The sequence below is a fragment of the Micromonospora sp. WMMD737 genome (assembly GCF_049179055.1).
GTDB classification, from domain to species: domain Bacteria; phylum Actinomycetota; class Actinomycetes; order Mycobacteriales; family Micromonosporaceae; genus Micromonospora; species Micromonospora reichwaldensis.
Window position 1 is genome coordinate 2,898,979 of record NZ_JBMHMH010000001.1, and the last position, 12,778, is coordinate 2,911,756.

The following is a 12,778-nucleotide window of genomic DNA, read 5'->3' on the forward strand; positions in this document are numbered from 1 at the left end:
CGGTGCCGCAGCGGGCGGGCCGGCGGATCAGGCCAGTTCGAAGGCCACTGCGCGGGTGGCGGGGTCGGCGGTGACCAGGCGGACCCGCACCCGCTCGCCGAGCGGCAGCTCGCCGAGGCAGCGGGCGCGCACCGGCGGTTCGTCCAGCGCCACGGTGCCGCCGGGCCGACGGCCCGGGCGGGCCTTGCCGTCCGGGGCCGCGTCGACGTCCAGCACCGCCGCGTCGAAGGTCTCCCCCACCCGGTGCTCCAGCAGCACCGCCTCGGCCAGCTCGATCGCGCCCCGGGTGGCCGCCGAGGCGGTCCGGTCGGTCGTGGCCATCACCTCGGGCAGCCGGGGCAGCGCCGCGCGGGCCCAGTCGGGCACCGCACGGCCCTCGTGCAGGGCCAGGCAGACCTCCGTGGCGTACCGGTCGGCCAGTCGCCGCAGCGGCGCCGTGACGTGGGCGTACGCGGCCGCGACGCCGCCGTGCTCCCGCTGCTCGGGCGACGCGCCGTCGAAGGCCGTGTACGCGGCGCCCCGCATCAGCTCGGCCGCCTGGTCCACGAAGGCGGCGGCCCGGGGCTGCGACGGGTCCAGCCCGGCGATCACCTCGCCGGGGCCGGCGCCGTCCGGCCAGTGCACGCCCAGCGGGGCGGCGGCGGCCCGCAGCCGCGCCACCGCCTCGGGCTTCGGCGCCGGCATCGTACGCAGCAGGCCGATGCCGCCGGCGAGCATGATGTCGGCGGCGGCCATCCCGGTCAGCAGCGAGATCTGGGCGTTGTGCTCCTCCATCGGCACCGGCCCGCGCAGCACCAGCCGCCAGCCGTCGCCGTCTGCCTCGACGTCCTGCTCGGGCAGCGGCAGGTTGATCGCTCCCCGGCGCAGCCCGCGCGCGGTGAGCAGGGTCCCGATCTCGGGCAGCAGGGCGATGGCATCGGGTAGCCGGCCGGCGTCGGCGGCCGCCTGGACGCCGACGTAGTCCAGCTTGGCCCGGCTGCGCACCAGCGCGCGTTCGAGCGTGACCCCGACGGTGCCGCCGTCGGCGTCCAGGTCGATCGTCCACAGCACGGCGGCCCGGTCGACGTCCGGCAGGAGGCTGGCCGCGCCCTCGCTGAGGGTCTCGGGGTGCAGCGGCACGGCGCCGTCGGGCAGGTAGACGGTCTGCCCGCGCCGCCAGGTCTCCTCCTCCAGCGCGCCGCCGGGGCGGACGTGCGCGGCGACGTCGGCGATCGCGTACGACACCCGGTAGCCGCCACCGGGGCGGCGGGCGAGGTGCATCGCCTGGTCCAGGTCGCGCGAACCGGCGGGGTCCACGGTGACGAACGGGACGTCGGTGCGGTCGGCGGCGGGCCGGGGCGGCGCGGCCGCCGCGGCGTCGGCCTCGCGCTGCGCCTCGGCCGGGAACCCCTCGGGCAGTCCCAGTTCGCGGCGCAGCGCGCCGAAGTCGATGCGGGGTGCGAGTACGCGTCGGATCACCACGGGGTCAATCCTGACAGTGTGGCGGATGATCCGCTTCCCGGCGAGCGCCGGTCGTCCGCGTCGCGGTCAGCCGGTCGCCCTGCGCGCGCTCGCCCGTACGCCCCGGGGGGCGGTGGCCCGGGCCGCGGCCGTCGGGGCGGGCGCCTTACGGGCGGTGACCTTCTTCGCCGGCGCCCGGGCGGCTGTCGTCTTCTTCGCCGGGGCCTTCTTCGCCGCCGCCTTGCGGGTGGTGGCCGAGGAGGTCGCGGTGGCCTTGTTGGCGGGGGCCTTCGTCGCGGCGGCCTTGCGGGCGCCGCCGGTGGGCCGGGTCGCGGCCGTCTTCCTCGCCGCCGTCGTCTTCCCGGCCGCCGTCGTCTTCTTCGCCGCCGTCGTCTTCCCGGCCGCCGTCGTCTTCTTCGCCGCCGTCGTCTTCCCGGCCGCCGTCGTCTTCCTGGCGGTGGCCTTCTTCGCCGGGGCCTTCGCCGCCGTCGTGGTCTTCTTCGCCGCCGTGGTGGTGCTCTTCCTCGCCGCCGTGGTGGTCTTCTTCGCCGCCGAGGTGACCTTGCGGGCGGGGGCGGTGCCGCTGGCGGTGGCCTTCTTCGCCGGCGCGGTGGCCTTCCTCGCCGTGGTGGCGGCCTTCGTCGCCGCCTGCCGGGCTGGCGTCTTCGCCGAGGTCGTCTTCTTCGCCGCCGTGCTCTTGGCCGCCGCCGTCGTCCGCTTCGCCGCGGCGGGCGCCTTCTTCGCGGCGGTGGCGGTCGTCTTCTTCGCCGCGGCCGTCGTCTTCTTCGCCGCGGTGGCGACCCTGGCCGCCGCCTTCTTCGAAGGAGCCTTCGCGGCGGGAGCCTTCTTCGCGGGAGCCTTCGCAGCGGAAGCCTTCGCGGCGGTGCTCTTCTTCGCCGGGGCCCGTCCCGCGCCGCCGGTCGCCTTGCTGGCCGGTGCCTTCTTCGCCGCCGTGGACGTGGCGGACGGGCGCACGGTCCGCGCCGTGCCCGCGGTCCGCTCCGCCGCGGCGGTCTTCCTGGCGGTCGTACGTCTGGCGGCCGGGCGGGTGGTGGCCTGCTGTGCTTCGGCCATCTCGGTTCCCTTCCTGGGGACGTGCTCTCGCCCTCGCGGAGCACCACGTGCCTCGGCGCGGGCCGTCCCGCGCCGCCTATCTGTCCTCCCCGGCCCAGCGGGCGTCCTCGGCCTCCCACGCGTCGTTGCGCTCCCGCACCGTCTGCAGGGCGTTCTCCGCGTCGGCGGCTGAGGCGTACGGCCCCAGAACGTGCCTGGCGGGGCACACGTCGGCGTCGGTCTCGACCCGGTGGTGCCGGGTGCACCAGTAGAAGTGCCCACCGCTTCCGCTGTCGCTCATGGGATCACTGTGCACCGCGAACCACCCGGCCGCCACCGGAACACCACAAGTCGCCGACGTTCTCCACAGTAGACGTGCCCCCGCCGTCAAGGGCTGGAACTGCGAAAACAGGGCCATTCGGGGGTACGGTGCCCACCCCGTCGGCCCGCGACGGGGCAGCCGCGGGGCGGGCCCGTGGCGCACAATCGCCCCGTGCGACACGGGGGTGGGACATCGGTGTGGCCGCGGCGCGTACTGGCGGTGGCGGTGCCGACGATCGTGCTGGCGGTGGTCGGGGCGGCCACCGGGCTGCCGCTGCTGCGGGCCCGGTCACAGCAGCGGCTGGAGCAACGGGCCGAACGGGAGGTGACCGCCACCGCGCAGCTCACCCGCGCACGTTTGCTCGCCGAACCGGCGGCCGGGGAGTCGACGCTGCGGCGGGCCGCCGACGCGGTGGACGGGGTCGAGGTGCTGACCGTACGCAGCGACGGGCCCCGCGCGGAGGCGACCGTACGGCTGGTCTTCCGCGTCCGGGTCGCGAAGACGGCGGCCTCCGTCTTCGGCTGGCAGCGGGCCGACTCGGCGGCGTGCTTCGCGCTGGCCGTGCCCTCCGACCCCGGCCCCGTCGCCCTCGAACGGCTGTCGTGCCCCGACTGACGGACGGGGGGCGGGTTAGGGTCGCCGGATGGGCGTTCCCGACCACATCCTGCGGCTGCGCGAGCGCGTCGGCCATGACCTGCTCCTGCTGCCGAGCGTGAGCGCGGTGGTGCGCAACGACGCCGGCGAGCTGCTGCTCGGCAGGCGCGCCGACGACGGGCGCTGGTCGGTGGTCAGCGGCATCGTCGAGCCGGGCGAGCAGCCGGCCACGGCGGTGGTCCGCGAGGTGCGGGAGGAGACGGGCCTGGAGGTCGAGCCGGTCCGCCTGAGCAGCGTCGTGTCGCACCCGCACACCTACCCCAACGGCGACCGCTGCGAGTTCTTCAACCTCGGCTTCCACTGCCGGCTGGTCGCCGGCACCGCCCGGGTCAACGACGACGAGTCGGTGGCCGTGGAGTGGTTCCCGCCGGACCGGCTGCCCGCGCTCGACCGGCACGCCCGGCTGACCGTCGCGCACGCCCTCGGCGCCGAGGCGGGCGCGTGGTTCCTGCCCGCCGGGACGGCCTGGGCCGAGTCCGGTGACTGACCTCGATCCGCCCCTGCGCCGCTACCTCGCCGACCTGGTGGCCGCCGCCCGCGACGTGCTCGGCGACGACCTCGTCGGGGCGTACGCGGCCGGCTCGGTCGGGTTGGGCGCGTACCAGCCGGGGCGCAGCGACGTGGACGTCGCGCTGGTCTGCGCCGACGCCCTCGACCTCGGGCGCAGGCAGGAACTGGTGGCGCGGCTGCGGCACGAGGCGCTGCCGTGCCCCGCGCGCGGGCTGGAGCTCGTCGTGTACCGCCGGGCGGTCGCCCGCTCCGGCACGCCGGAACCGGGTTTCGAGGTCGAGCTGAACACCGGGGCGCGGATGCCGTTCCGGGTGACGTGGGCCGCCGCCGACCGCCCCGCCGAGGACGGCCTGTTCTGGTACGGCCTGGACCGCAGCATCCTGCACCAGTGCGGGTACGCGCTGCTCGGGCCGCCGGCCGCCGAGGTCTTCGCCGACCTCTCCCCCGCCGACCTGCGCCGCCTGCTTACCGACGCGCTGCGCTGGTGGCTGGCCCTGCCGACCCCGCCCGGCGACGGTCCCGCCCCCGGGGCCGAGGACGCGGTGCTCGGCGCCTGCCGTTCCCTGGTCAAGGTCCGGCACGGCGTCTGGCTGTCGAAGGTCGACGCCGGCCGCCGGCTGGCCGCCGAAGCCCGGCGGGCCGACCCGGTCGGCGGTGGGGCCGCCGGCCTGATCGAACGGTCGATCGCGGCGCGGGCCGGCGGGCCGCCGCCGAGCGGTCCCGCGGTCCGCGCCTTCCAACGCGGTGTGCTGGACGAGATCAGCCGCTGACGGGCTCCACCGGGATCCAGGGTTCGGCTCCGGCTCAGGCAGGGCCCGGGTCGGATCCGCCGCCGTTGGCTCGTGGCTGGTCGAAGCGGTGCCGGGCGAACGCGTCCACCCTGCCCCAGCGGCCCGGGATGTCCAGCAGCGCGAGCCGGTCGAAGCCGGAGGGCAGTGCCGGGTTCACGGCGAGATGGTCCTCGTGCGGTTCGATGCCGAGCATGATCCGGATGAGCAGCAGGGACGCTCCGCTGGACCAGGCCTGTGGGCTGCCGGCGGTGGGGTACCGGACCGGGTACCGCGTGGTGTGCCGGTCGAACCCGCCGAAGGCTTCGGGGAGCCGGCCCTGGAAGTAGGTGGCCGCGTCGATGATGCCCTCGGCGATGCGTCCCGCCTCGGCGGCGAATCCGTAGCGGCGCAGGCCCCAGGCGATGAACGAGTTGTCGAAGGGCCAGACGGTGCCACGGTGGTATCCGAGCGGGTTGTAGCGGCCCTGCCCCTCGGCGAGGGTCCGCACTCCCCAGCCGGAGAAGAGCGCCGGTCCCATCAGGTGCTCGGCGATCCGCGCGGCCCGATCCGGGGGCACGATCCCGCTCCACAGCAGGTGCCCGATGTTGGAGGAGAGGCTGTCGACGGGAGTGCCGTCGCCGTCGAGGGCGAGCGCGTAGTAACCCCGGTCGTCGAGCCAGAAGTCCCGGTTGAAGCGCTCGTACAGCGCCGCTGCCTCGCTCTCCAGCCGGTCCGCGTAGGCCGGGTCGTTCCAGAACGTACGGGCCAGCCGCGCCGCCCGGATCTTGGCGTCGTAGGCGTAGCCCTGGGCCTCGCAGGTGGCCCTGGGGAAGCCCGGCAGCCTGCCGTCGGCGTAGGAGATGCTGTCCCAGGAGTCCTTCCAGCACTGGTTGTCCAGCCCGGTGACCCGGTTGCGTCGCTCGTACCAGAGGTAGCCGGTGGACGTCAGGTCGGCGTACTTGTCGATCCACGCCAGGGCCGCCCGGGCCTCCTGTTCCAGCTCCATCACCAGCGCCGCGTCGCCGCTCCACCGTTCGTACTCGTCGAGCAGCACCACGAACAGCGGCGAGGCGTCCACGGTGCCGTAGTACGGCGAGTGCGGCTGCTCCTCGAACGCGGCCGACTCGCCGTAGCGCAGCTCGTGCAGGATCCGACCGGGGTCCTCCTCCAGGACGTTGTCGGTCCGGGCGCCCTGCAACGAGGCGAGGATCCGCAGCGTCGGCGGGGTCAGCGACGGGGTGAAGGGCAGGGTCTGCAGGCAGGTCAGCAGGCTGTCGCGACCGAACAGGGTCATGAACCAGGGCAACCCGGCCGCCGGCACGGTCGCGCCGCCGAGCGAGAGCGGAGCGAAGCGCAGCGCCGCCAGGTCCACCAGGCTGCGGTGGTACACCTCTTGCAGTGCGCCGCTGTCCGTGTCGAGCTTCGGGGCCTCCGCGACCCACTCCCGTACGCTCGTCGGCAGCGTGGCGGCGTCCGGACGCAGCGCGCGCACGGGGGCGCGGAGGTCGACGCCGTCCGGACGCAGCGCCCGCATGACCACCCGCAGCTCCGTCGACCACCGGGCGCCGGGCGGCAGCCGCAGCGTGAAGCGGAGACCGTCCCGGTCGAAGTCGGCGGGCTCACTGGCCGAGACGGACACCTCGCGCCGGAACGTGCCGCGCTGGTAGCCCAGGCGCAACTCGTCCGGACCGACGTGGGTGTAATGACTGCCGGCCTTCTGGCGGATGTCGAACTTGATGTCGAAGATGTCGGCGAAGTCGGCCGCCACCTCCAGCCGCACGTCGAGGTCCATCTCCTTCTCGCCGTAGTTGAACACCGTCAGCGACTCGGTCAGGTCCGGCCCGATCCGCCGCCGCCGGATCGCCGACACGTCGGCCTCCACGTAGTCGGTCTGCCCGCCCGGCACCACGAAGAACGCCGCCTCGTAGTACTGGCTGTCGTCCACCGACAGCGCGGTCAGCCGCTCGCCGTTGACGGTGAGCACCCAGCGGGACAGGAAGCGCGAGTCGGCGGCGAACAGGCCGACCGGGGTCGCGGGTGAGGACTCCACGTCACCGCTGGAGTCCGAGACGATGAAGGTGCTGCCGTCGATGCACGACACGGTGCCCGGGATGTCCTTCATCGGGTCACTCCCCGCGGCCGGAGACGGCCTGCTGCCGTTCGGCGGGGGGCACGGGGAACAGCCGCCCGACCCGCATCGCCAACGCGAGGTTCCCGTCGATCATGATCTCGCCCCGGGTGATCCCGGCCAGGCCGTTCATCTCACCCCGCGTCATCGCCTCCGCGACGTCGGCGGTGACCTTGATGACCGCTTCCGCCGGGGCGTCGCTCCGCGTCACCTTCAGGCTTCCATGGTCGATGTCCAGCAGCCACCGCTCCACCCGGTCCCCCTCCCGGATGTCGAACCGGATGGTGCCACGGACCTTGCACAACCGTGGATCGTGACCGACAGCCGCCAACTGCTCGAAGAAGGCACTGGTCGCCGTCATTCGACCTCCCCGCCGCTTGTCAGGAGCGCTCGCCGACTACCCCTCGTACGGGGGCGCTAACTCCTGCCGCGCGGGCTGGGGCGTGAAGAAGCGGACGATGTCGTCGGCGGCGGTCGGGGACAGCATCATCGCCTGGACCCGCGCGGACATTTCGGCGATCGGGATGATCCTGGTGAACATCGCCTCCTCGTACGCCCGGATCGCCGAGTCCGGGTCGGCGGGATCGGCGGCGAGTTCGCCGGCGAGTTCGGCGCCGTCGAGCATGGCCTGGTTGGCACCCTCGCCGACCGGCGGCATGAGGTGCGCGGCGTCACCGATGAGGGTGACGCCCGGCTGGTGGGCCCAGCGTGTGCCGATGGGCATCGCCTCGATCCTGCGAGGCGTCGGCGCGCTGTCGCCGGCTTCGATGAGTGCGGTGAGACTCGGGTCCCAGCCGTCGAACATGTCCAGCAGAGCCCGCTTGCTGCGGAAGGTGTCCGGGTGCCGATCGTCCGCACGGAGGGAGATGCCCACTCGGATGCCGCCGTCGCCGAGGCGTTGCGCGGCAAGGATCTGGTTCACGCCGACGCACCACAGGTTCCCGGGGCCGACCAGCTCGGCGATATCCGGATGGCGCCGGTCGGCGTCGCTGATGCTCAGCTCCACCAGGGTGGCCACGTAGGACAGTCTCGCGTCGGTGAGCAGCGACCGGACGACCGAGCGCGCGCCGTCCGCGCCGACGAGGACGTCGCAGTCGGCGCGGTGGCCACCGTCGAACGTCAGCCCGAAGCCTCCGCCGGGACGTGGAGCCGCCGCGACGAGCCGGTGCTGCCAGGCCACCGTGTCGGCGGGGAGCGAATCGAGCAGAAGATCGCGCAGTGCGGCGCGGTCGATCTCGGGGCGTCCGGAGAACGCGCCGGGTCGTGGCGTGTGGTGCACGAGGGTGCGTCCGGCCGGGTCGAGGATGCGATGTTCCTCGCCCTCCGGCCGAGCCTCGGACCGGAACCGGTCGGCGAGGCCCGCTCGGGCCAGGGCCAGTTGCCCGGACTCCGGGTGCAGGTCGAGCGATCCACCCTGCGATCGCGTGGATCGGCCCGTCTCGCGTTCGTACACCACCGCGTCGATGCCGTGCCGGTGCAGGATTCGCGCCAGTGTCAGGCCGCCGAGGCCACCGCCGGCAATCGCGATCCGCATCATCACCTCCATTAACGTACGCTGTATCCCATGAATACGCCGTACGGTAGCGCGCCGTTGCCCGTCTGGGAACGGCCCGAGCCTCAGCCGCGAGCGGCACCGGTGCCGCTGAGCCGCGCGAAGATCGCCGCCACGGCTGTCCGGCTCGCCGACGCACACGGCCTCGACGGCCTGTCGGTTCGCAAGATCGCCAAAGAGCTCGGTGTCGGTCCGATGCGGCTCTACGACTACGTGACCAACAGATCCGAACTGCTCGACCTGATGGTCGACGCCGTGTATGCCCAGATCGCCGAGGCCGGCCAGCACTCCGAGTGGCGCGCCACGCTACTGGCCATCGCTCACCGCACCCGCGACGCCGCTCTTGAGCATGAGTGGTTCGCCGACCTGCTCGGCGCGAGGCCGCACCTGGGACCTCATGCGCTCGCCGTGGGCGAATCGACCGCGGCGGCGCTCAGCCAGGCCCCCGGCGTACGCGGAATCGACGACCTCCAGCGGGCCGTGGGCGCCCTCAACGCGTTCCTCATCGGGGCGCTCCGCAGCGAGGTCACCGAGCGACGCACCGCCCGTTCCACCGGCACCGACGTGTCCGCCTGGCAGGCCGCCCTCGGGCCCTACCTGACACGCATGCTCGGCACAGGCCGCTACCCCACCATCGCCCGGCTCGTCGTCGACGGCGCCCACCTCGACGCCGAGGAGACCTTCCACCACAACCTGACCACCGTCCTGGACGGCATCACCGGCCATCCCCAGACGTGACCACCTGCTCCGGAACCAGCCGCCCGCTGAGAGCACGCACCTCGGTCAGACATCCGGATCTGCTGCAACCGGCGCGTTGAGGGTGTGGCAGATCAGTTGACGGACTGCCACCGCCCGGCGATCGTGCACCTACGATTCTGGCCAGTCAGCCACGATGACCAGTGGGACCAGGTCCGGCGACCGGTAGTCGTCGCCAGGGAGGTGTTCAATGTGCTGATGCCGACGGACTGCCCGATCATCGGCAGTCTCGGCCTGCTCAGCCACTCCGTCCAGCGCGTCCCAGATGATGTCGAGATACTCACGCCCGCCGGAGAATTGCAGCGTCGTTGCGCCTCGCAGACCGACAAGCAGCGGGCCTGCGGTCGCCTTCTGACTGACGACCCCGTCGGTGACCGCCACCTCGATGGGCTCGGCATGTTGGCGAAGCTGCCGGCTGAGGGCACGGAGCGCAGCCGGCGGACCGGCAAGTTCCAGCTCGTCGTCGCTGACGGAGAGACGGCAGCGTCGGTGATCCTCCATCGGCGCATTGTCCCTCGCCGCGCGAGCCTTGCGTCGCCCACCGCGCCACGCTCCGGCCGGCTGTGGTCGGGGTGAGCCGGCGTCAGGACCAAGTGAACGAGAGAATCAGGCCGCCGGAGGTCGAACCTTGGCGGGGTCGACGTCCCACCGCAGAACGGTTCGGGATGAGTGGTCGCTGATAACCGTCACCGGGTAGACGTGACCCGCCGCCCGCTCTCCCCGGTGACGCATCGAATGGTCACCCTCGCCCCAGCCGATGCCGATAACGGGACAGCCGGCAACCTCGACCGGGCCGACGTGCAGCGGATGGTTCGCGGCGGACCGGCGAAAGTTGTCGTAGTCGGTAGGCGGCTCCATGGACGGGCCGACCCACGAATCGAGTGCGACGGCGTCGCCCAGGACCATGCCGTACCGGTCGGCCGGAAGGTCACCGAGCAACCGGCCGACGCTTTTTCCGCCAAGACGAACCTCAAGCATCGTGATGGCGGCCTCGCCGAAGAACGGGGACGGCTGGGTAGCCGCCAGCACGGGGAGTGGACGGTCGGCGTCGACAGGTACGGCGACCGCCTCGAACAGCCATTCCTGGATGTGGCCACCACCAGTGGCGGCGACCGCCGCCGCACGGTCGGAAAGCCGCTCGCCGATGCTGGGCCAGATGTAGTCGAGGTGCCCGACCGTCGCGAGGACCAAGACACCGGATGGAGCAGCGACCACACCCAACTCAACGAGTTCCACCCGGACGAGTCTGGCCTTCAGGCACAACGCTGTCACGGGCGCGGTCCCGGAACCTCAGCAGCAGACCTGAACAGACTGTCTATGGTATTGCGGGTGCGTTCCTCGCTGGCTGGCATCAGGTGCCCATACACCGGAGCGTGAACCCGGGGTCGGCGTGACCGAGGTGCGACGCAAGGGCCTTGCTGCTCTCCCCCCACGTCGAGCGAACAGCAGCGGCACCGTGACCCGCTCGTCGTCGGCCGGGTTCTCCCACGGCAGGTTGGGCGCCACCGGGTCGCAGTCCTTGATGTGCTGCCGCAGCACCAGAGCGACGGTACGGCCGGTGTCGAGATCCGTACACCGCATGGCGAGCGGCCGAACGCTGATGCCGTACTCGGCCGCAATCTCCTTCAGCACGTCGACCGAGCGAGGAAGCGCCATGCGGGCCGCCCGCGACCCTAGCCGAGGAGTGACCGGGGGCGGGAAGGGTTCGACGCCAGCCAGGGTCAGAGCCGTCATCGGTGTACCTCCGGCGGGCAGGGCGGAAGGCGTGGAATTTCGGGTACTGTCCGCTCTCACGACCGACCGCAGCGGCGAGGACTACATGAGCAGCGACGGAACGACCGTGCTGTGGCGCCCGTTGGGACAGCAGGAACGCGACCTGGTCCGCGAAACGGGTTGGCGCAGGTGGCCGGCACTCTCGCCAGACGAAACGCACTTCTTTCCGATCCTCAGCGAGGACTTCGCAATCGGGGCTGCCCGAGACTGGAACCTGTTCGGATCCGTGCGCTACGTGGCCCGCTTCCACGTCGAGACAGGCTTCCTGGGCCGCTACTCGACACGGTCCTTCGGCGGGTCCGCTGCTCCGATGCTGTGGGTCCCGGCCGAGGAACTGAACGAGTTCAACGCGCACATCGTCGGTCCGATCGAGGTCGTCCACGAGTTCCGTTAGTCGGTGACGGACGCAGACGGCGCTCATCGGTCACCCTGCCGCCCAAGAAGCCGACCCCGTACGGCCGGGAAGTCGTCGTGGCGGCCCGCCAGGCCGACTTCCCCGTGGCAGTGGTCAGCAACAACTCTGCCGGTGCCGTGAGCGCCTACCTGGCAGCGCACCGCCTTGCCGTCCATGTCTCGCAATGCGCCGCTGTGGCGGTGTCCGCCGGGGTCAGCGTCCGCGGCACGAGAGCTCAATAGCCGCGGTGACCACAGTACGGGCAATCGTCAGCTACTTCGACGTGATCGCCCCGGTAGACGACTGCCGCGCCGGTTTCCTCTGACAGTTGCTGGGCCAGCTTCCGGCCCTGTTCCGTCCACGCCCGGTACTGCTCGTCGGTGGCGACCCGACCCCCGCCGTATTCGCTGTGCATGTCCATCCAGTCGGACCACGCACCCAGCCCAGTAGCCAGCTTGGGCGAGAGCCTCAGCCCTTCCGGGTGAACCATTTCCACGACCTCGCGGCCTGGACGACCACCGCAAGCGGGAATCGTGCCCCAGGCCCACACAGGGAAGGCACCGTAGTCGAACGCGACGTCCAAGCGCCGCACTCCAGGCGGGCGGCCTCGCGGACAGGACAAGACATGCCGCCGGAACTCCTCCAACCCTCCACCACCTCGACTTCAACCTACCTCGACACACGCCCTAGTGGATCTGTGGTTGAGGGCTGTACGGCGCGCCGCTCAACCTAGGCCGCACACCACACCGCAACTCATAGGTTTGCGCTGATGTAGTCGGTCCGAGATCAGCCCGTCCCCAGGCCATCAGGCCGTCGCAGGCCGTCAGAGGTCGGCCAAAGTTGACCACCAACACCCATCGACACCCGAACATAGAACCAGCTCAGAGCATTGATCGGCGCTCCGAGCTGGTGGGCGACGGACGAGTCGACCTGTACGCCGGATTCTGTGACCGGCGCGCGCCCCGAGGGGCTCGCGTCGGCGGCGGCCATCCATCTAGGCCTGCCGTCGCCGGCAGGCTCGAGCGGCCTACCCGCAGACATCGGGCGGGCAGCCCTCAAGCGTCTGCGCCGGGTCGTCATCATGTCTGGTGACGGCCCTTGCTTGGCCTTGCTCCGGGTGGGGTTTACCGAGCCACCCCGGTCACCCGGGGTGCTGGTGGGCTCTTACCCCACCGTTTCACCCTTACCGTCCCCGATGGGGTCGGCGGTCTGTTTTCTGTGGCACTGTCCCGCGGGTCACCCCGGGTTGCCGTTAGCAACCACCCTGCCCTGTGGAGTCCGGACGTTCCTCGGCGGCGGGCTGGAGCCCGCCGACGCGACCGCCCGGTCGACTCGTCCGTCGCGCATCCATCCTAACGACGCCACGGCCGCGCCTATTGCCACCCCGGGGCCGTCCGGCGCCCGTCCTGCCGGAGGCGGGTACTAG

General features: G+C 72.2%; 14 protein-coding genes, 1 other RNA gene and 1 pseudogene. 7 read left to right on the plus strand and 9 right to left on the minus strand.

Features of this window, described 5'->3' with window-relative positions:
• Positions 1-27: 27 nt before the first annotated feature.
• Positions 28-1,461, minus strand: a complete 1,434-nt coding sequence (locus ACN27A_RS11705) for an RNB domain-containing ribonuclease (RefSeq protein WP_421452434.1) — start codon at positions 1,459-1,461, stop codon at positions 28-30.
• A 25-nt stretch (positions 1,462-1,486) separates the two neighbouring features.
• Here ACN27A_RS11705 and ACN27A_RS11710 point away from each other — a divergent pair, with 25 nt between their 5' ends.
• The 4 genes from ACN27A_RS11710 (at position 1,487) to ACN27A_RS11725 (ending at position 4,749) form a co-directional block, all read left to right on the plus strand.
• A complete protein-coding gene (locus ACN27A_RS11710) occupies positions 1,487-2,686 on the plus strand; it encodes a hypothetical protein (RefSeq protein WP_421452437.1) in 1,200 nt (399 codons plus the stop codon).
• 300 nt (positions 2,687-2,986) lie between these two features.
• Positions 2,987-3,430 carry a hypothetical protein gene (locus tag ACN27A_RS11715; RefSeq protein WP_421452439.1) on the plus strand — a complete coding sequence of 148 codons (444 nt, stop codon included), beginning with the start codon at positions 2,987-2,989 and terminating at the stop codon, positions 3,428-3,430.
• A gap of 28 nt (positions 3,431-3,458) precedes the next feature.
• Positions 3,459-3,956, plus strand: coding sequence for an NUDIX domain-containing protein (locus ACN27A_RS11720; RefSeq protein WP_311414892.1), 498 nt, complete (start codon positions 3,459-3,461; stop codon positions 3,954-3,956).
• Entirely contained in the window at positions 3,949-4,749 is an 801-nt protein-coding gene (locus ACN27A_RS11725) for a nucleotidyltransferase domain-containing protein (protein WP_421452442.1), read from the plus strand. Before ACN27A_RS11720 ends, ACN27A_RS11725 begins: the two co-directional genes overlap by 8 nt.
• Positions 4,750-4,783: 34 nt before the next feature.
• Here the strand turns inward: ACN27A_RS11725 and ACN27A_RS11730 are convergent, their stop codons facing one another.
• The 3 genes from ACN27A_RS11730 to ACN27A_RS11740 are packed head-to-tail and all read right to left on the minus strand — an operon-like array spanning position 4,784 to position 8,411.
• Positions 4,784-6,862: a glycogen debranching N-terminal domain-containing protein gene (locus ACN27A_RS11730; RefSeq protein WP_421458442.1), complete on the minus strand. Its 2,079-nt coding sequence runs from the start codon at positions 6,860-6,862 to the stop codon at positions 4,784-4,786.
• Between the two features lie 13 nt (positions 6,863-6,875).
• Entirely contained in the window at positions 6,876-7,238 is a 363-nt protein-coding gene (locus ACN27A_RS11735) for an SCP2 sterol-binding domain-containing protein (protein WP_421452445.1), read from the minus strand.
• 36 nt (positions 7,239-7,274) lie between these two features.
• On the minus strand, positions 7,275-8,411 hold the full coding sequence (locus tag ACN27A_RS11740) for an FAD-dependent oxidoreductase (RefSeq protein ID WP_421452447.1): 1,137 nt from the start codon (positions 8,409-8,411) through the stop codon (positions 7,275-7,277).
• A gap of 30 nt (positions 8,412-8,441) precedes the next feature.
• Between ACN27A_RS11740 and ACN27A_RS11745 the strand changes: the two genes are divergently transcribed.
• Positions 8,442-9,167: a TetR/AcrR family transcriptional regulator gene (locus ACN27A_RS11745; protein ID WP_421452450.1), complete on the plus strand. Its 726-nt coding sequence runs from the start codon at positions 8,442-8,444 to the stop codon at positions 9,165-9,167.
• A gap of 129 nt (positions 9,168-9,296) precedes the next feature.
• On the opposite strand, the gene ACN27A_RS11750 is transcribed toward ACN27A_RS11745, so the two are convergent.
• The 3 genes from ACN27A_RS11750 to ACN27A_RS11760 all read right to left on the minus strand — a co-directional run bounded on the left by ACN27A_RS11750 (position 9,297) and on the right by ACN27A_RS11760 (position 10,841).
• The gene (locus tag ACN27A_RS11750) at positions 9,297-9,686 is read right to left on the minus strand and encodes an Imm32 family immunity protein (protein WP_421452452.1); all 390 of its coding nucleotides are present in this window, start codon (positions 9,684-9,686) and stop codon (positions 9,297-9,299) included.
• A gap of 105 nt (positions 9,687-9,791) precedes the next feature.
• Complete coding sequence (locus ACN27A_RS11755) at positions 9,792-10,421, minus strand: hypothetical protein (RefSeq protein ID WP_421452455.1); 630 nt, start codon at positions 10,419-10,421, stop codon at positions 9,792-9,794.
• Positions 10,422-10,475: 54 nt separating this feature from the next.
• Positions 10,476-10,841: a hypothetical protein gene (locus tag ACN27A_RS11760; protein ID WP_421452458.1), complete on the minus strand. Its 366-nt coding sequence runs from the start codon at positions 10,839-10,841 to the stop codon at positions 10,476-10,478.
• Between the two features lie 163 nt (positions 10,842-11,004).
• Here ACN27A_RS11760 and ACN27A_RS11765 point away from each other — a divergent pair, with 163 nt between their 5' ends.
• Entirely contained in the window at positions 11,005-11,352 is a 348-nt protein-coding gene (locus ACN27A_RS11765; RefSeq protein WP_421458443.1) for an ADP-ribosylation/crystallin J1, read from the plus strand.
• A gap of 47 nt (positions 11,353-11,399) precedes the next feature.
• Positions 11,400-11,534 (plus strand): annotated as a pseudogene (locus ACN27A_RS11770) (haloacid dehalogenase); the annotation flags it as partial.
• Positions 11,535-11,587: 53 nt separating this feature from the next.
• On the opposite strand, the gene ACN27A_RS11775 reads toward ACN27A_RS11770, so the two are convergent.
• Both ACN27A_RS11775 and rnpB read right to left on the minus strand, forming a co-directional pair.
• The gene (locus ACN27A_RS11775; RefSeq protein WP_421452460.1) at positions 11,588-11,935 is read right to left on the minus strand and encodes a hypothetical protein; all 348 of its coding nucleotides are present in this window, start codon (positions 11,933-11,935) and stop codon (positions 11,588-11,590) included.
• 334 nt (positions 11,936-12,269) lie between these two features.
• An RNA gene (gene rnpB / locus ACN27A_RS11780) (RNase P RNA component class A) lies at positions 12,270-12,687 on the minus strand.
• Between the last annotated feature and the right edge of the window lie 91 nt (positions 12,688-12,778).